The sequence below is a fragment of the Gimesia benthica genome (genome assembly GCF_009720525.1).
In the GTDB taxonomy this organism is placed as follows: Bacteria; Planctomycetota; Planctomycetia; order Planctomycetales; family Planctomycetaceae; genus Gimesia; species Gimesia benthica.
Genome location: NZ_CP043930.1, coordinates 5880794 through 5899849, shown reverse-complemented (window position 1 = coordinate 5899849; position 19056 = coordinate 5880794). Strand labels below are relative to the sequence as shown.

General features: G+C 52.6%; 16 protein-coding genes. 6 read left to right on the top strand and 10 right to left on the bottom strand.

Going from position 1 to position 19056, the window contains the following annotated elements:
- Positions 1 to 29: 29 nt before the first annotated feature.
- Positions 30 to 1046, top strand: coding sequence for an AAA family ATPase (locus F1728_RS22900; RefSeq protein ID WP_194242482.1), 1017 nt, complete (start codon positions 30 to 32; stop codon positions 1044 to 1046).
- A 10-nt stretch (positions 1047 to 1056) separates the two neighbouring features.
- Here the strand turns inward: F1728_RS22900 and F1728_RS22895 are convergent, their stop codons facing one another.
- Entirely contained in the window at positions 1057 to 2550 is a 1494-nt protein-coding gene (locus tag F1728_RS22895; protein ID WP_155366012.1) for a protein kinase domain-containing protein, read from the bottom strand.
- 372 nt (positions 2551 to 2922) lie between these two features.
- Positions 2923 to 4044 carry an N-acetylglucosamine-6-phosphate deacetylase gene (locus tag F1728_RS22890; RefSeq protein ID WP_228030303.1) on the bottom strand — a complete coding sequence of 374 codons (1122 nt, stop codon included), beginning with the start codon at positions 4042 to 4044 and terminating at the stop codon, positions 2923 to 2925.
- 359 nt (positions 4045 to 4403) lie between these two features.
- Here F1728_RS22890 and F1728_RS22885 point away from each other — a divergent pair, with 359 nt between their 5' ends.
- Positions 4404 to 5705, top strand: coding sequence for a radical SAM protein (locus tag F1728_RS22885; RefSeq protein WP_145189259.1), 1302 nt, complete (start codon positions 4404 to 4406; stop codon positions 5703 to 5705).
- A 34-nt stretch (positions 5706 to 5739) separates the two neighbouring features.
- On the opposite strand, the gene F1728_RS22880 is transcribed toward F1728_RS22885, so the two are convergent.
- The 3 genes from F1728_RS22880 to xylA form a co-directional block, all read right to left on the bottom strand.
- Entirely contained in the window at positions 5740 to 7938 is a 2199-nt protein-coding gene (locus tag F1728_RS22880; protein ID WP_155366010.1) for a serine/threonine protein kinase, read from the bottom strand.
- Between the two features lie 634 nt (positions 7939 to 8572).
- Positions 8573 to 8737: a hypothetical protein gene (locus F1728_RS22875; RefSeq protein ID WP_155366009.1), complete on the bottom strand. Its 165-nt coding sequence runs from the start codon at positions 8735 to 8737 to the stop codon at positions 8573 to 8575.
- A gap of 245 nt (positions 8738 to 8982) precedes the next feature.
- Positions 8983 to 10293 (bottom strand): xylose isomerase, encoded by a 1311-nt coding sequence (gene xylA, locus F1728_RS22870; protein ID WP_155366008.1) that lies wholly within the window; start codon positions 10291 to 10293, stop codon positions 8983 to 8985.
- 375 nt (positions 10294 to 10668) lie between these two features.
- Between xylA and F1728_RS22865 the strand changes: the two genes are divergently transcribed.
- The gene (locus F1728_RS22865; protein WP_155366007.1) at positions 10669 to 11151 is read left to right on the top strand and encodes a hypothetical protein; all 483 of its coding nucleotides are present in this window, start codon (positions 10669 to 10671) and stop codon (positions 11149 to 11151) included.
- Positions 11152 to 11212: 61 nt separating this feature from the next.
- Here the strand turns inward: F1728_RS22865 and hemP are convergent, their stop codons facing one another.
- Positions 11213 to 11395, bottom strand: coding sequence for a hemin uptake protein HemP (hemP, locus tag F1728_RS22860; RefSeq protein ID WP_145442152.1), 183 nt, complete (start codon positions 11393 to 11395; stop codon positions 11213 to 11215).
- A 411-nt stretch (positions 11396 to 11806) separates the two neighbouring features.
- Between hemP and F1728_RS22855 the strand changes: the two genes are divergently transcribed.
- Positions 11807 to 12814 carry a DUF1559 domain-containing protein gene (locus tag F1728_RS22855; protein ID WP_194242481.1) on the top strand — a complete coding sequence of 336 codons (1008 nt, stop codon included), beginning with the start codon at positions 11807 to 11809 and terminating at the stop codon, positions 12812 to 12814.
- 74 nt (positions 12815 to 12888) lie between these two features.
- On the opposite strand, the gene murJ is transcribed toward F1728_RS22855, so the two are convergent.
- The 4 genes from murJ to F1728_RS31355 form a co-directional block, all read right to left on the bottom strand.
- Positions 12889 to 14526, bottom strand: coding sequence for a murein biosynthesis integral membrane protein MurJ (gene murJ, locus F1728_RS22850; RefSeq protein WP_194242480.1), 1638 nt, complete (start codon positions 14524 to 14526; stop codon positions 12889 to 12891).
- Between the two features lie 63 nt (positions 14527 to 14589).
- Positions 14590 to 15012, bottom strand: coding sequence for a hypothetical protein (locus F1728_RS22845; protein ID WP_155366004.1), 423 nt, complete (start codon positions 15010 to 15012; stop codon positions 14590 to 14592).
- Between the two features lie 237 nt (positions 15013 to 15249).
- On the bottom strand, positions 15250 to 16206 hold the full coding sequence (holA, locus tag F1728_RS22840) for a DNA polymerase III subunit delta (RefSeq protein WP_228030302.1): 957 nt from the start codon (positions 16204 to 16206) through the stop codon (positions 15250 to 15252).
- Between the two features lie 166 nt (positions 16207 to 16372).
- Positions 16373 to 16606, bottom strand: a complete 234-nt coding sequence (locus tag F1728_RS31355) for a hypothetical protein (protein ID WP_194242479.1) — start codon at positions 16604 to 16606, stop codon at positions 16373 to 16375.
- A gap of 147 nt (positions 16607 to 16753) precedes the next feature.
- On the opposite strand from F1728_RS31355, the gene F1728_RS22835 reads away from it, so the two are divergent.
- Positions 16754 to 17902, top strand: coding sequence for a phosphohexomutase domain-containing protein (locus F1728_RS22835; protein WP_194242478.1), 1149 nt, complete (start codon positions 16754 to 16756; stop codon positions 17900 to 17902).
- 20 nt (positions 17903 to 17922) lie between these two features.
- Positions 17923 to 19056 (top strand): radical SAM family heme chaperone HemW, encoded by a 1134-nt coding sequence (hemW, locus tag F1728_RS22830; protein ID WP_228030301.1) that lies wholly within the window; start codon positions 17923 to 17925, stop codon positions 19054 to 19056.

The window sequence follows — 19056 nt, the reverse complement described above, 5'->3', positions numbered from 1 at the left end:
CCTGAACCACGAGACAGAATGGAAATCCCTTGGCTACCGAAAAACGCGACTTTGACGAATTTCTGGAGAAACTCAAACGTCACCATGACGTGATGGTGGACGAACTGCATAAGGTCGTGATCGGCCAGGATGAAGTGATCGAGCAGATCCTCGCGGCGATATTTACAGGGGGGCACTGTCTGCTGGTCGGGGTACCCGGACTCGCGAAAACCCTGCTGGTAAGTACCATTGCCCGCATTCTGGATTGTGAGTTCAAACGAATCCAGTTCACCCCCGACCTGATGCCCTCAGACATTACCGGTACCAACGTGCTGGAAGAGGAAGAATCGGGCCGTCGCTCGTTCCGATTTGTCCAGGGCCCTGTATTTACCAATATTCTGCTGGCCGATGAAATCAACCGAACTCCGCCTAAGACACAGGCCGCGTTACTGCAGTCGATGCAGGAGCGGGAAGTGACGGTGGGGCAGACCACCTATGACCTGCCGGAACCGTTTTTTGTGATCGCCACTCAGAACCCGATCGAACAGGAAGGAACTTACCCCCTCCCGGAAGCGCAGCTCGACCGATTCATGTTTAACATCAAGGTGGAGTATCCAAACCTGGAAGAGGAAGAACAGATTCTGGCAGCCACCAGCTCCAGCGAGAAACCGGAAATTCGCAAAGTCCTTTCGGCCAAATCCATTTTATACCTGCAGCGGCAGATCAACATGATAGAAGTCGGCCCGCTTACAATCAATTACGTTACGCGACTGGTCCGTGCGACTAGGCCCAGTGACGGCTCTGCGCCAGCCTTCATCAAGCAGATGGTTGACTGGGGAGCCGGACCTCGTGCCGGCCAGTATCTGATCGCAGGAGGCAAAGCCATTGCCGCTATGGACGGTCGTGCGAGTGTCTCTCTGAATGATATTCGTCGCGTGGCAGTCCCCGTACTCCGTCATCGTATTTCTACGAACTTCCAGGCGCAGGCCGAGGGGATGGTCACCGAAGATATCATCGGACGTCTGCTGGAGGAAATTCCGGAACCCAACATTCCCAAGTATGAGTGAAGTGGGAAACTCAGTAGGCAGTCAGCTCTGCAGAATCGTTGAGTTGATGCTGTAACACTTTCTGGATTTTGGCCCGCAGATTACGAATTTTGATCGGCTGAACGAGAATCCGGGAGCGATCAGTCTTCTTCAGCGTTTTCTTGATCGCGGCATTCTTCTCTGACAGAACCAGGATGGCTGCCAGATCCGGATCCATGGCGAGTGCCTGCTTGAAGGCTTCGACACACCCTTCGCCGATGGAATCTTCCATGAAGACAATGCAGTCGGGGGCATTGTCTTTCACCCGCTGCATCGCCCGATCCAGGTCACTTAAAATCAGGACGCGGTAACCGTGCTTAGTGAGGTAATCGCGTAAGACATCCTGATGCTTGGAACGATTCTCGATACACAGGATCGTCGGCGGAGCGATTGCCATTTTCAGATCCTGCTCAGCACTCGCTTTGACATCCGCGGTTGCCTGTGGTTTTGGTGTTTCTTCCGCTCCACTGAGCTGAGCACGGACTTCCAGGAGATCCTGAACCGCTTCGGTCGCTGTCTGATACCGAACCTGTGGCAGATAGGCCATCAGTTTTTCCAGAACATCTACAACGGCTTCAGGCAGATCGGGCTCGATCGTTGTAATCGAAGGAACCTGTGAGTAGCGGGTAGGCCGCTTGCGTTCCTCGATGTCTTTCGTGCGTGGGAAAGGAGGCTTACCGCAGAGAAGCTCGTAAAAGATGGTACCCACAAAATAAAGATCGCTGCGGGGATCATTTCGGGGAGCCCCTGTTGACTTTTCCAGCGTTCCGTATTCAACGGCGCGTTGATGTGCTTCACCAGCACCGGCGGCATCATCTTCGCCAGCCAGACCGAAGTCAATCAGCTTCGCCACTCCCTGAATCGACATGAGCACGTTGGTCGCTTTCATGTCGCGGTGTGTGTACCCCAGACGATTGGCGTACTCCAGCCCTTCACAGATATCGATGGTGTAATTGACGGCTTCCAGGGGAGAGAGCTTTTTGCGGATGGTGATAAAGTCCCGCAGATTTCCACCTTCCACAAACTCCATGGTGAAATAGTGAATATCGTCCTGCACGCCGACATCGAAAATCTCTACGATGTTTTTATGTTTGAATTGCTTGCAGACCTCTGCTTCTCGATGAAACATTTTTATGTTTTCGGGATCCTGGGCCCAGCGTTGCCGAAGAACTTTGACGCCTATCATGCGTCCATCTTCCAGAGATTCTGCGCGATAGACGCGAGCAAAACTTCCGGAAGCGTTCTGGTACATCAGCTTGTTGCCGCCCAGAACGAGCCCTTCGAACTCATTGTTTTTCAGTCGACTGGCCTGAAATGAGGTGATCAGGTTTTTGCGTTCCAGTAACCGAATCAATTGATCGTCATCAGCTGCTTTGTCCTGAAGTTCCTGCAGGCAGGCATCCATCTCGTCTGGTTTAACGAGCTTCAGATCAATCAGCTGCGCACTGAGTTTCTTTTTGCGCGACTTCTTATTGAAAAAAATCATTCGTAGTCCATGCCCTGTTGATGCACACCAGGCAAAGAATCGTTACTCAGCAAACAAATAAGTACTGTGGCTACACATGACTGATCGATGTGCCTGCCCAAAACTGGCGAATTAGAATAATGAATAACTCGTTTGGACTGAGATCCGACTACCGGGTACCATCCCAACTAGAATTGCGAGCCCGAAAATAATAATAAAACAAAGGCCCTCAAATAGACACAAAATTCCGTTGATGAAAGTTTGATGTCTGAAATATGAATATCAAATTATAACATTGAAAATGGCGGAAGGGAATCAGTGAACACGCGAGCAGAAAATTATTTTGACTTTTTCTGAGGTGAAATGAGCGTATTCGTTTTAAGCAGCACAATTTCAGGAATTGACGAGCAGTGTGCCGTATTTGACGGAACCGCAGGATAGAACGGTCTGAATATTCATCCGGGATCCCGCTCCTTCGTAGTGGAAGAGAATCAGGTCGGCCCGGGAACCGACTTCCAGCTTGATTTCTTCAAACCCAAGCAGTCGAGCAGGGTTCAAGCCAGCCATGTCGAGAGATTCCTGCAGAGTGATTCCAGCCATGTCGATGGCGGTGGTGACGCAGGTATCTGTCTCCAGACCGGAGCCGGCGAGTAACTGCCGCTGACCGGCGATGACGATCGGGCCATCTTCCAGGACTTCCATCTTAACGGAACCTTCATCGTAGATTCCGGGGGGAGACCCGGCCAGACCCGAGGCGTCGCAGGTGATCACGACATTCTCGACACCTTTGGTTTTGATAATGGTTCTGACCACACTGGCGGGCAGGTGATGTCCGTCTGTGATGATGCTGGCCATCAGACGCGGTTCACCCAGTTGCTCCCAGATGTAATTCGGGTGGCGACGAAGGGTTCCATGTGCGCCATTGCCCAGGTGAGTACTCAGGCGAGCCCCTGCATCAACGGCTTCGGTAATCTGCTCGGGTTCTGCAGCAGTATGCCCAATGGAGACAACAACCCCTGAGGCAACGGCTTTTTTGATAAAGGGGATGGCGTTATCGACTTCAGGAGCCAGCGTAATCAGACGAATGCGATTTCCGGAAATCTCCTGCAGGCGGCTGAATTCATCCCAGTCGGCAGGGCGAACCTGATCCAGCGGATGAGCACCACGGGGTCCCTGAATCGGCGAAATGAAGGGACCTTCCAGATGACAACCGGGAACCATCTGCTCCACCCATTCATTTTCTTCACACGCCTGACGAATGGCAGAGAAGCCGCTGACGTAGTCTTCGTAGGAACTCGTAATCAGTGTGGGACAAAGACGGGTGATTCCATACTGGTAATGTTTCTCCATTACCTGACAGACTTCATCTGAAGTCAGACCTGGTTTGTTGAACCAGATGCCACCGTGGCCATTGATCTGCAAATCAAACATTGATGGAGCAATGAAAGGCAGTCCGGCTGCTTCTGAATCAGGCAGCAGATCAATCGAAGAGATCTTGTTTCCCTTGATCTTCACACTGACAGCCTCAAATGTATCGTATCTTCGTCCGACTAACTCCATCAATTGCCTCGAGCTCTAAAACAATTTGTAAAAGAAAATATTGGGTTCACGAATGAGCGGCTAGCTAAGGTTTATTTAAACTTAGAAAGTATAAGAAATGTACCTCAATGTCAAAAAAAGAATTTTCTCAACACTGCCTTATACCATGAAATTCATGCAATTTACAGTGCGAGAATCTATGTTTATGTATCGCAGGAAAATTCTGTGTATTTTTTGAGGGAAACGGGTGTTTTACCGCGCCTGAATGAGTAGAATTGATAGTAAAATCATATTTGTTCAGTAATTCAACACCCGTAGGGGAACTGAGTGCCTTCATGTATCTGAAAATGGCCAAACGCGTCTTAATGGAAACAGACAAAAGACTTGTCTGGAAACTGGCTTACAATTTCGGTTTCAAAGGCGCCCTCTCGGTTCACAAACACAAAAAACGTCTGAAACGCGGTGAGTTCTTCCCCCCCTTCCTCTATGTCTCGGTAATCAACAGCTGCAACCTGCGCTGCCAGGGCTGCTGGGTCGATGTCGCCGCCAAACAGGAAAAGATAGATGTCGAGGCGATGTCAAAGCTGATCGGGGAAGCCAAGGAGATGGGCAACTCCTTCTTTGGCATCCTGGGAGGTGAGCCTTTCATGCATCCCCAACTACTGGAAATTCTTGAACGTCATCCCGACTGCTATTTCCAGATTTTCACGAACGGACAGTTCATTACCGACGAGATCGCAAAGAAGCTGCGAAAACTCGGCAACGCGACACCGCTGATCAGCGTTGAAGGGAACGAGATCATCAGCAACGAGCGTCGCGGGCGGAGCGATGTCTACAACAAAACGATGCAGGGAATTCAGAACTGTCTGAATAACAAACTGCTCACCGGTGTCTGCACCAGCTTATGCAAGTCGAACATTGATGACCTGCTGACTGAAGAATGGGTCGACAAGCTGATTGACATGGGGGTCATGTATACCTGGTATCACATTTACCGTGTCGCCGGTCCCGATCCTAACCCGGAACTGGCTCTCTCTCCGGAAGAGCAGTTACGAGCCCGCAAATTCGTTGTGGATATTCGGGCCCGCAAACCGATCGGAGTGATCGACGCCTACTTTGATCACGATGGAACCGCGCTCTGTCCGGCAGCGACCGGTCTCAGCCATCACATCAATCCCTGGGGCGATATTGAACCTTGCCCCGTGATTCAGTTCGCTACCGATTCCATCCACGATGAATCCAAAACGCTGAAGGAAAAATTCGTGCAGTCGGAATTCCTGAAAGACTTCCGGCACGTCGTTCAGCAAAATACGCGGGGCTGTATCATCCTGGAACGGCCCGATCTGCTCGAAGATCTGGTTAAAAAGCATGGCGCCAAAGATTCCACGTTCCGGAAACAGGCGATGCAGGAACTGCAGAATCTGGAAACGCGCACTTCCCAATATTCACCCGGGAATGAAGTTCCCGAGAAGAGTTGGGTCTACCGTATTGCCAAGAAATTCTTCTTCAACGATTTCGGCGTCTACCAGGGGACGGACCATAGCCAGACTGCAGCTCCCGGAATACTGGCGAATCGCAGTGAGTCAACCACTCCCGGAAATCCTCCCGATTTCATTCCCCTGGAAGCGTTGAAATAACAGCGTTCTCTGATCGGCTTACCCGGCGGGAAGCTTACTCATCCTCTTCCGCTAAATTCACGATCAGTGTAGCATCAGCCGAAGCACCCCGAATGCGCGGGATATCTGTGGCTGTCTTATCCAGAGCGGCCCTGGATTCCATATGCACTCTCCACCATTCGCTGGCATCCTGAAGGGACCACTGTCCATCCTCCTCACAGTGTGTCAGGCACAAGACGAGTTCTGAGGCAGACTGAGGCCGTTTATCGGGATCTTTCTCCAGGCACTGCATGATGATCTGCTCCAGGTCGGCCGAGACCGGCTTTCCAAGTCGCTCGGAAGGAGATTCCGGATCATCCTGAGTATGCTTCATACAGATCTCGATGATGGATTCTCCATCGAAGACTGTGGTTCCCGTGAGTAGATAATAGCCGACCGCACCGAAGGCATACAGGTCACTGCGTGCATCGACCCGGTCCGGATTTTTGATTCCCTCCGGTGAGAGATACATGGGGGTCCCCGCCATCGCGTTCGTCGAGGTCAGCGTAGCCTGCTCTCGACCATCCACGGCTTTGACGAGTCCAAAATCGAGGAGCTTGATAAAATCGTAAACGCCCCCTCGATGCGTCAGAAAAATATTGGCCGGTTTCACATCCCGGTGAATCACTCCCAGTTGATGTGCTTCCGCGAGGGAACCAGCGACCTGCTTGAGCAGATGGATCACTCGAGCTTCAGGCAGGGGGCCGAACTCTTTGACCAGATCATCGAGGTCAATACCATCCAGCAGTTCCATGGCATAATAGAAAACCCCTTCCGGAGTGCGGCCGTAGTCGTAGATCGCAATCGTATTCGGATGATTGAGCTGACTTGTCAGCTGTACTTCCCGTTCAAAACGAGCTACCGCTTCGTCGGTCGTTTTTTCGATATCCAGTAATTTGATAGCCGTCGGTCGGCGGAGCATGGCATGCTGACCGCGATAGACGACCCCCATGCCCCCTTCTCCGAGCTTCTCTTCCAAGGCATACTGGCCCAGCTGTTTTGCTTTAATTACCGCGCGACGGGTTTCCTGTTCTTTTCGCGCCACGATGACCGTAAAGATAAAGATGACGATACTGCCCACAATCAGCAGCCCGAACAACCCCCAGAATGTATAACGCAACAGGTAGAGCGAGCGGTAAGCTTCTGACTGATCCATTTCGGTAGCGACGCCCATTCCGTATTCGGGCAGCCAGGTCCAGGCCCCCACAACCGGGACACCGCGATAATCGCTATAGCCTTCGACGTCGATGCCACTCTCATTCTGAACGGCAGAGGCTGCCATGCGGGTCAGCGTGCGTTCGGCCATGCGTTTCGTCGGACGGTTCCCGCGTGCCATGTTGACTTCAGGATCGCGTACCTGCACATTGAGGATCGACTGGGAATCTTCGCGGTCGGGAATTAACCCCATTAGTTTTAAATCATCTTCAAACCGACTCTGCGAAAGCATGACACCATCTTTATCGAAGGCATAGGTCTCGCCCGTTTTGCCCGCTCGGGCGACCGAGAGGATCCGTGTGAAATCCTGCTCCGGCTTGATCAATAGTGCCAGGGCAGCGATCGGTTTTCCGTCTGCATCCTTCACCGGCGCCATCGCCAGCATGGTTGGGAGCCCGGTTTTTAATTCTCCTGAATCCGCTTTGCGGGCGAACAGACTTTCAAAGGGACGCGTGACTGTCGCCTTCCCTTCACGAACCTGATCCAGAGCAGACTGCTGAATAGGAAGATCCGCACGGCCGATAGGCTCGTCACGTGAAGAGGCCAGAACTTTGCCAGCCAGATTGAACAGTCCCACATCCAGGTATCCCAGATGCTCCAGCTCGGAACTGAATTCTTCCCGCAAGCCATCCAGCGACTGGGAATGCAGCAGAGCATCCCGGTTGTCCGGATCCTGTTGCTCAATACCGATCAATTCTTCAGTGAGTTTGCGGACGCGTGGCTCTTCGGCCAGCACCTCCGCGAGCGATTCTTCACGTGCCAGCCAGATTTTCAACGCAGCCACATCGGCGTCCAGAATTGTCTGCAGATTATTGGCAACGTTCTCCCGACTCGAGGTCTCCACAATCGACCGGACCATCAACCCCAGAAACAGCAGCAGAATCGTGCCTGCAATCGGCCAGATCCACATGCTCCGTTTGGAAAAGAGCCGGGAACGGGTAAACGATTTCATAAAAGAGCGGGAAAACGATCGTCCCAGTGAAGTCTTCGATGCGTTCATGAATCAGGATTTCAGCAGATACGGGGAGAAAACGGCTCAGGTTCTTAATTCTGACATCTCTCCGGGCGTTCAGCAAGAAATGAATCCTGTTTCGTGTGGAAGTAGACCGAATCGGTTGCCGGATATCACGATCAAGGCGCATAAAAAAAGCCGTGCCTGTTTCAGGTCACGACTTTTATAGTATCTGCCATTACATTGCGACGGTGGGGTCGCTGCAAGAAGGACGGCGAATCGGGTAGTGCCAGGCACTCACCACTATTGATTCCGGTCCATGCTAAGGTTTAGGATCCTCCGACGGAATAAAGAATGACAGGATACTGTTTCAATTGTATGCATCGTCCTGACAGTCGTCGACGGGAGTTTTCCGCGTTTTCACGAAAATTCACCCTGCGTCAGAATGTCTGGTTAAAATCAGATATCTGATTTTCAGGTTAGTTATCAACATCGGCATTTCAGGGCGCAACGGTTTGATCCGATTTTCAAAAAAAACGGAAAAACATCTGCCGCTCCGTGCCTCCCAGGTGGGAGTTCATTCCCTCAAGGGACCGGGAATCTTACTGATTTTCCCCGTGCCTACAAGAGGAGATCTTCGTGAATTCTGGAATTCCCGGGAATCAGTTTCCGAGAACTACAATCAGACTTTGCGCATGCCGTTACGCATTAAGAGCCAGCCGATGAATGCGATGACCACCAGAACGATGCCGTACTCCATCGGCGAAATGTTATCCCAGCGTTTGTTGAGATAGTTGATGTAGAAATTAGAGTACTCGTGGCAGGTTTCCAGAATCGTGTCGATCATGATGTCACCTCAAATGATGCGTGAACTTGCTACGATCTGTAAAGCGCTGACCTCTGCTGTCAGAAACGAACCCGGTCTGGATTCTAGATCAGTGGGTCAAACCTTTTACAGATCCATTTAAAAGCCTAGCTCACAGATCAGAGCGTGCAGCGAAAAAAATAAATTTTTGTCCCCTGAGCAAAAAACAAGCCTCTGCGAATTACTTCACAGAGGCCTGTTCTCTTTAACAGATTGGGTTCTGTATTTTAGATATAATCATTGATGACATTTTCAATCCACTCCTGGCGACCGCTGGAGTTGGGTGCAGAATCCCCTTTCTCAAGCATGTAGGCTTCCAGGTCACTGAAGTTCACACTGCCGGCTTCGATTTGTGCGCCAATGCCCTCGTCGTAACTCGCGTAGCGTTTCGATACGAAGTCAGAGAGGATACCGTCTTTGCGAATCTGGGACGCAATCCGCGCACCGCGGGCAAACGCATCCATGCCACCGATATGGGCGTAAAACAGATCGATCGGTTCAAAGCTTTCCCGCCGGACTTTGGCATCGAAGTTGACGCCGCCGGGTGCGAGTCCCCCCTGATCCAGAATCGCCAGCATGCATTGCGTGGTCAGGTAGATATCTGTCGGGAACTGGTCGGTATCCCAGCCCAGCAGAAGGTCCCCGGTATTAGCATCGATACTGCCGAGAGCCCCTTGAATCGATGAGTAAACCAGTTCGTGCATCATAGTATGCCCGGCCAGCGTTGCATGATTGGTTTCAATATTCAGCTTCACATGGTCCAGCAGATCGTACGAACGCAGAAAGTTCAGACAGGCGGCAGCATCGAAGTCGTATTGATGCTTCGTTGGTTCTTTCGGCTTCGGTTCGAACAGGAACTGTCCTTTGAAGCCGATCTTCTGGGCATGCTCTACCGCCATATGCATGAATCGGGCCAGATGATCAAGTTCCCGTTTCATGTCGGTGTTGAACAGATTCATGTAGCCTTCGCGACCACCCCAGAAGACATAGTTCTCGCCTCCCAGTCGATGCGTGACTTCCATTGCTTTTTTGACCTGGGCGGCTCCGTAAGCGAAGACATCTGCGTTCGGGCTGGTGGCAGCTCCGTGCAGGAAGCGGGGATGTGAAAACATATTCGCTGTTCCCCACAGCAGTTTGATTCCGGTTCGTTCCTGGGCTTCCAGAAGTTTGTCGGCGATGCGGTCAAAATTCTCGTTGGCTTCTTTCAGCGTGTCCCCATCGGGAGAGACATCTTTGTCATGAAAACAGTAATAGGGAGCCTGCAGCTTTTCGAAAAATTCAAAAGCTACATCGACCCGCTTCAGTGCATTTTCGACTGAGTTCGAGCCATCATCCCACGGACGCTGCAAAGTACCTGCTCCGAAGGGATCACTGCCGGTTCCGCGGAATGTATGCCAGTAACAGACACTGAACCGCAACAGATCCCGCATCGACTGCCCTTCGATCTGCTCATCTGGGTTGTAATGTTTGAATGCGAGGGGATTCTTGCTTTCCGGGCCTTCGTACTCGATTCGGGGGACGTCTGCAAAGTATTCCATGGGTCGCACCTGTCATGTGGTTAAAACGTTTAAAGACAATCACTTCAAAGAAAGATTCTAAACAGAAAATCCCTTCGAGAGTAGGCTCGGAAGCTTATTGAACAAACATTACGAATGGATTTTCAAAGTGATCTTGCCTCAATTTTCTCAATCTGGGAAACTGGGCAGTTGAAGCACCATTTCCAAGTTCCCCTGCACTTTTCCCTTCCATGGCGGAGAGGGGCTTTCGCTCTGAAATCTGCCTGACGATCCTGTTAATTTTGCGTACAGCAGCCAGAATGGCGTCAATCAGCAATGAGCTGTAACCTTCTGAAATTTATTGGCTTATGTCTGCTATGCACCAGTTGTGCATCTGGCCTGTCTCAGCCTGCGCCGATGCAGGCCTCTAACCCGATCCAGATCTCGGGAAATAACCAGGACGTCGTTTGGGAACGGATTGTCGATACCATCCACAACTACAAATTCGCCATCGCCAAAGAAAACAAGCTGGATGGTCGTATCGAAACCGAATACAAAGTCGGCGCCAATCTGCTTGAGCCCTGGCACGGTGATTCGGTCGGCTTTGATAACCGTCTGGAAAGCACGCTGCAGTCCATTCGCCGCAGAGTATTCGTCAGTGTCACCCCGATCGAGGGAGGGTACCTGCTCGGAGTGGAAGCGTTCAAGGAAATCGAGGACGTAACCACCCCCACCGCGAGTGCGCCTGGCGGCGCCACGTTTCAACAGGAACTCAGCCTGAGACGTGATTTGAACCTGGTCGAAGAACGCAGCAACCCGGATGGCTGGATCCCTCTGGGGAGAGACCCGGCCCTCGAGCAGGATATTCTGAAAAGCCTGCAGATCGCATTCTCGCAGTAAACCTGAAAAAAACGGGAACAGTCGCGCAACTGATAGCAGGCAGATGTTCCCGGGATCAGGCTTATTTACACAGAATCAACTTGCCATTCTGTGTGATTCTCAACCGATAAGTCGTCTCGCCATGCTGGATCAGGACTTCCTGCTTTCCATTCAAGATGGCATCGGATTCAATGACATCGGTTGGGGTTTCTTCTTGCGCATTCGTAGCGGTAGCCGGGCGTTCAAGCTTCTCTGATTCGCTCATAATTAGGTTCATGTTACTCAACAAAGTGAATTTTGAAATTCGCAATTCACTACGCCCCCGGCAGTGGATCGTACAGATTCCCACTCCCGAATGAATTGCCCGTCATCAGTACAGCTGCCAGCGAAGTTTTTTCTTTCCCCAGGAACACATCCGAAAAAAGTATGCTTTCTGAGAGAGAGTTGCTTGCTTCCAGCACAACTGATGGCTAACATAATGAACCTGAGACTCAATGTCAACTGGGACTGATTGTCCTGTCTCAGAGAATTTACTGATAATTTCGGCAAGACGGCTATCACTCAGATCACGAGACGATCTGATTTGTAAGTTGCATATCACATGTACACGAGCACGTTGCCTGAATCTTTTTTACTGGAAAGAAGAGAAATGGCGCAACGTTCTCAAGAAAGCCGAATGTTCGGCAGACGTGGTTTTACTTTAATTGAGCTTCTGGTGGTGATCGCCATCATTGCAATTCTGATCGCTCTGCTGCTCCCCGCAGTCCAGCAGGCCCGCGAAGCTGCCCGCCGCAGCCAGTGCAAAAACAATCTGAAACAGATTGGTCTGGCTCTGCACAATTACCTCAGTGCTTATACCGCTTTTCCCCCCGCTTTCTGTGCTGGTCCCGGCGGAGGAACTTTCACTGAAGGTGGTCAGTGGTCGATTCACGCTCGCATTCTTCCCTTTGCGGATGGAGCGAATCTGTTCAATAACATTGACTTCACGCGCAGCTATGAGAATCAGAGCGATCCTTCGATCGCCTATACCCGCATCCCATTCATGCTCTGCCCCAGCGAAGTGAATGATAAAATCCGCCCTGACTCTTCAGGCAACCCCGAACACTACCCCATCTGCTATGGCTACAATGGGGGTACCTGGCGTGTCTTCACCAATTCCAACCTGAGCGGCGGAGATGGTGCGTTCTACCCGAACAGTAAAACGAAACCACGTGACTTCACAGACGGAACCAGTAACACGCTCTGTTTTGCAGAGGTAAAAGCATTTACCGCTTATAACCGCGATGGAGACGCAGGCACTTCCACCGTGCCCAGCGTCGCCGGTGATGTGGAAGCCCTGATCAGCGGGGGCGGTTCCAACAAAGCCAATAGTGGCCACACAGAATGGGTCGATGGTCGCGTCCACCAGACCGGTTTTACTACTACATTGCCCCCCAATACCAAAGTTGCTGTCCCCGGTGCAGGTGGTGGCGCCATCGATGCCGGTGACTACACGTCCTGCCGGGAAGCCAAAAGTTGCACCGGTCCCACCTACGCTGCTGTCACAGCACGCAGCTATCACATTGGGACCGTACACGCCCTGATGGTAGATGGTGCTGTGCGATCCATCAGCGAGAATATCGACCTGGGCACATATCGTGCCCTGAGCACCCGTAGCGGTGGAGAAGTCATTGGCGAGTTCTAAACCTGCCAGAGCCTGACGGGCAAAATTCAACTTCTATTCCAAACGGTCCTGAGCGTTATACTCAGGGCCGTTTTTTATTTTTCACCATCCGTTGATTCGACAGAAGCTTTCCTGCCAGATCGTAACAGGGTCATGATTTCATGCAGCCCTAATATTTTCGCCAGCTGCAGGTAAATTACAACAGCGGTGATAACGGGCACCAACACACGCAGTAGTCGATAACGAAATAAATCAACAGTGGGCAGTATTTGTAATTCGATCAGTATGATCGTAGACATAACAGCGGTCGCCAGGCTGGCCCGCCAGCTGGTGTTGAACAGCTTCGCATAATCGATCTGCCCCACCTTCTCCCTGATCAGCCACAGACAGAGGCCCGTCTGAATCATAGCGGCCATTGATGTGGCCAGAGCCAGCCCCCTGCCCTTGAGCCACCAGATCAGCGCCAGATTCAACAAGAGATTGCAGATTACAACCAGCACCCCAATTCGTACCGGCGTACGGGTATCACCGATGGCATAGAAACCCCGGTTCAATATCAGGACCGCCATGAAAGCGAACACACCGATGCCATAAAAGCGAATCATTTCCGCCGTCTGCAGAGCATCAAACTGATCGAAGTCACCATACTGAAACAGCAGTGAAGAGAGCGGCTGTGCCATCAGCACCAGTCCCAGGCTGGCGGGGAGCCCCACACCAATCACAAGCTGTAACCCCAGCAGTAAATCTCGTCGTAACAGATGATGGTCGTTCCGCTCTGCATGCCTGGATAACTGAGGATACAGCACTGTTCCCAGAGCGACTCCAAACACTCCCAGGGGGAACTGATACATTCGCTGTCCGAAGTAAAGTGCCGAGGCGGTTCCCGATTCAAAGATCTGCCAGACCGCGGGGATGGCACCTGTCGCGTAGATCCCCTCTGGTCGGGCCAGGCCCCACGCCAGACAGCTGTCGATCAGCGTATTCAACTGCGTGATCGACAGACCGACCACAATCGGAGCCATGCTTTGGGCGATGGACTGTACCTGACCGAGCCCGACTCCCCAATCCATATGTGGTCGGTAGCCCATCTGGCATAGCTTCCAGAAAGGCAGCACCAGTTGCACCACTCCGCCCAGCAGAATCGCGATGCAGATCGCAGTAATTTTTGCAGGAGCATCCGGCAGAAAGGGAGCGACCAGCCAGATCCCGGCCATCCAGCTCAGGTTCAGAATGGTCGGTAACAGGGCCGGTACGGAAAAATGGTTCAATGCATGCAACGTCGCGTTGATCTGAGCTGCCAGACAGACCAGGATCAGATAAGGCAGCAGCAGCCCGGTCAACCAGTACAATAATTGTGCTTCTGACTCCGGATTCCCTCTCCAGCTAAGCAGGACCAGAATGACTTCTGCACTGCCTACGAGTAATACGGAAAACACCATCAGCCAGAACAGCACCGCGGTCACCAGCTTCCAGGATGCTTCGCGTCCGTTCTGCTCGAGTTCGCGGATATAGGTGGGAAGAAAGGCCGTAGAGAGTGCCCCTTCTCCTAACAGACGTCGCGTCAGATTGGGCAGTTTAAAAGCGACAGAAAACGAGTCCATGATTGGACCGTTGCCAAAGAGGGTGGCCATACCGATATCGCGAACCATCCCCAGCACGCGGCTTAACAGCGTCAGCAGACTAACAGTTCTTAGTCCTGCGAACAGCCCGCGCGTATGGTCAGATGCAACCACCTGAGCTTGATTTTCCTGGACAGGTCCAGGTGGCGCAGAATCATCCATAATTCAAATGAGAAATCAGGACAGTACCGGCTCGAGTCGTGCAGAGTTGATATCGATCATTTTCAAGATTTCAAGTACACGCTCCATGGGCAGATTCCACTCTCTGGCCCAGATAATAATGTCCAGATTCTCCATCCGCAGCCAGAAGATTCGATCCAGAATCCGATCTGCCAGCAGATCATTCTCCAGTTCAAGAGACTTCAAAAAACCGAAACGGGTATCACTGAATTCTTGCCAGCATCGATTTCCCAAAAGATGCTCAATTTTCTTCCCGATGCAAAAGTAATACCAATGATTTGCATACCAGTCAGAAATAGCAAGCGTACCCAGATCAAAGCCATTCTTTTGGCTTTCGATCCATTTGTGGCGTTCCGCTTCTAGAGGAGCTTCCTCATAGATGCTGGATGCCGTAGACGGATCCAAGAGTTCGGACGACATGCTTCACCTCAATGTGCGTCTGCGATCCCAATAGAATATGTACGAAACTTTGTCAGTCGCTGCCAGGTTCCAACAGCGTTAATGAGCTTCGCAAAAACCTTAGTAACGTAGTGTTATACCCCCGCTGAATATTCCAGGCAAGATTCATTTCCGGGAGAAATCAGATTTTTGTAAGGAAGTTTAAGAAGAGGCGAGCATGCGTCAAGTGCCTGTCAGTACCCTTTTTACTCGAAAAACTCAGGCACAGCCACTGAGCAGAAACAGCAGTTGCTCGAGTTCCAGCCGGGGGTCCAGGCGGCTGTTACCTTTCAGATTTAAATCGGCGTCCAGCAGCCATTGACCGATTTTTTCCGCCCTCTGCCGGGTCAGTCTTCGCAGGTAACGGTCAGACGAATCGATGTCCCGCGGGAAGACTCCCGACTCTTTAAGCGCCTGTCTCAACGGGGTCCCCTGCACCGCCAGTTGCGTGGCCTTAAAGTACTTGCGCCAAACGAAGTTGAGCCCCCCCAGGATTTTCTGTGGCGCCTCGCCGGCCACCAGCAGATTATCCAGGTATTTCAAAGCTGCTCCGACATTTCCGTCTCGAACGGCGTCGGTCATCGCCCAGGTCGTCTCTGCTTTCCAGCCTCCGACAACCGCGCGAATGTCATCTGGACTAATGCGTGCCGCCTCTCCCACAAAGGTGGCGAGCTTGGAGAGTTCCTGATGAATCTGTCCACAATGGGTTCCCACGAGTTCGACCAGCAGCAGCGAAGCTTCTCGCGAAATCTGTTTCTGATGGACCTGTTCTGCAGTATCTGCAATCCATTTTGCCAGTTGGCTCCCCTTGAGCTCCTTGCATTCCAGATCCAGACCGATCTTCGCGACTGTCTTGGCGAGTTTAGTCGACTTATTCCACGATTTGACGTCCAGAATCAGCAGCGAACTCTTCGAAGGTGCTTCCAGGTATTTTTCCAGGCGCGAGCGGAATGCAGAGACAAACTTCTCTGCATCATCAACGATCACCAGCCGCTGATCGCCCCACATAGAGACGGTTTTCAGCTCGTCAAACAGGGTGGATGGGGGGAGCTCTTTTTCCAGCCGCTTCCCGTCGAAACGCGTGATGCTGGTGTCTTCTTCCTCTCCGAGCACAATCGGCTCGATCGCATGAATCGCTTCCTGTTTCATGTACCGATCATCACCGTGGAGGACCACAATCGGTCCCAGCGTGTGCTGCTCGGGCTTAACAGAAACTCGGTGACATGCAGGGGCATCGCTAACTCTTATTGACCGGAAACCGCGGGATCACATACATTCACACTTCTGGAGTGGCAATATTGAAAATCATTCCAGAGTATTAACGAAATCTATTACACTCCATTTAGCAGCGAATTTCGAGTGCCCCCGGCACCGGTTCCTGCATTTTGAGTAAAACCAGGCGGGGAACAGACCGATTTCCGAGGATCCGGCAGATCAATTTGAACAGGCATCGAGCCAGTCTTCTCACCTGCTGCACCAGGCGCATGCGCAACCACCGCTCCCCAAACTCCTGCAGCAGGCAGAACTGTTCTTTCAGTGCCCCGGCGAGAAATATCCGATCTCCAAAGCGATTCACCTTTCGCGTCTGGCTGCCTTTTATCCCAAGTGCCGGGACTGTCCTCACAACCAGATCACCGGAAACCTTTCTCCGCAGACGGTTAAACGCCTGCATCAGACACAACAGGCACGAGGCACCACTCCCGACCTGTTTACGACCGAAGGAGTGCGCGGCGTTTATCTAAATCAGATCGACCGCACACAGGCCGCTCACCTCGCCGGCGCCTTCTCGCACCTGCTCTGGGAGAGCCTCCCGCTGAAAGGGTTAGCCCCGGATTCCAAAACCGCCCGCTCCCCAAGATCGAGTACTCCCTCCAGGGAACAACCTCGGCCCGAAAAGAGTCGCGGCCCCTGTGTTGTCATTGGGTTCGATGAACGACCTTCGTCACCAGACATCATTACCGGCGTTGCAGGCGCACTTCGCCGAAACGGCTGCCGGGTGATCGATCTGGGTCTCACGGTGCCTGCAATCCTCGCATATGCCACCTCGCATCTGCAGGCACAGGGCGCCATCATGGTCACCGGTTCCCACTGTGGTCCGTCCAGTACCGGACTCGAATTTCTACTTGAACAGTCACAGCCTGTCTCCCGGGGATTCCACCTCGAACGCATCCAGGAGATCGCCGAACAGGGTTACGGTCGCGCATCACGACAGCCCGGTTCTCAGCGTACGTTCCACCCCATGGAAACATACCGCAGCCAGTTCCTGAAACACTTTCACGCCCTGCGACCTTTGAAAATCGCTGTCGCCTGTTCCCTCAGACTGGTCCGGGAAACCCTCGATTCCCTGTTCGATAAGCTCCCCTGCCAGCTCTCCTGGGTCGACATTCCACATCAGAAACGGAACCTGCTCGATCCCGACGATTCAGACGTCCGCAAAATGCAGCAGTACCTCGAAACCCACAACTGCGACCTGGGTCTGCTGATCGACGACGACAGCCGCCAGACCGCGTTCTTCAGCGAGACAGGTGAACTGCTTCCCAATCACGCCGTCACCCGATTGCTGATGCAGGCCCTGGCCGCCGAACAGTCGGAGGCCGTCTTCGTGCTCGATCAGATCAGCCGGGAACAGCAGACAGAGCTCCCTGCAGACTGGAACCTGCATACACACCGGGGAACGCTGGCAGACAGCTATTTTCAGATGCAGCAACTCAGGGCCGTTTACGCTGCCGATCACAGCGGATATCATTGGTTTCGGGAAACCGTCCCCACCTGCGATGCCATTTTGACGCTGGCTCATGTCCTGGCTGCCTTGAGCTTCAGCGATGCACCCGTCAGCGAACTTCTCTCTTCCACAGACGAAGAGACACCCTGACAGCCTGCGGATCTGCTGCTGTGACTAACCCGGAAACACCATCCTCTGCGTACATACACGTCCCTTTCTGCCAGCACCGCTGCGGCTACTGTGACTTTACGCTCGTTGCCCGCAAGGACCACCTGATCGACGACTATCTGGCTGCCATGAAACAACAGCTCGCGACGGTCGAACCGGGCACCGAACTGCAGACCCTCTTTCTGGGAGGGGGCACTCCCACTCATCTCAGCATTGAACAACTGAGACGACTCTTTTCCGCCCTCTTCGACCGGTTTCGTCTGGCGGACGATTGCGAATTCAGCATTGAAGCCAATCCACTGAATCTGAGCATTGAGAAAATCGACTTTCTCAACCAGCGTGGCGTCAACCGGGTCAGCCTCGGCGTCCAGTCCTTTCACTCCGAGATACTCACCTTCCTGGAGCGGGATCATCAACCCGAGCAGATCTTCGAAATCGTGCAGAACCTGCAGGCCCGCATTCCCAATACCAGCCTCGATCTGATCTTCGCGGTCCCTGGTCAAAGCCTGTCGGACTGGGAGTCCTCCCTGGCCGATGCCGTCGGTCTCGGAATTCCCCACCTCTCGACCTACGGCCTGACCATCGAGAAGGGAACTTCGTTCTGGAGTCGCCAGCAGTCGGGGCTCTTCGATTTACCCGCGGATGACCTGGCCGGCAGCATGTATGAATTTTCCCTGGACTATCTGGGTTCACGGGGACTGCAACATTACGAGATTTCGAACTTCGCCCGCCCGGGGTTTGAATGTCGCCACAATGAAGTCTACTGGACCGGTTATCCCTACTACGGATTTGGCCCCGGTGCAGCCAGTTACCTGAATGGTGTTCGCCGCCAGAATCACCGCAGTGTCACTACCTGGCTCAAGCATGTCGCCGCCGGCGAGTCTCCGATCGCGGAACAGGAAGAACTCGATCCCGAATCCCGCGCCCGCGAGGCAATCATCTTCGGCCTCCGCCGTCGCGTTGGCATCGATCTCGCTGAGTTCGCGTCCCGCTACGGTTTCTCAATTCCGGAACTGGCGGAATCCGCGATTGAGAGTAATATCGCTGCGGGACTACTGGAACAGACCGAAACCCACCTGCGGCTCACCCAGTCCGGCTGCCTGCTTGCCGATTCTGTAGTCGTCGATTTTCTCTGA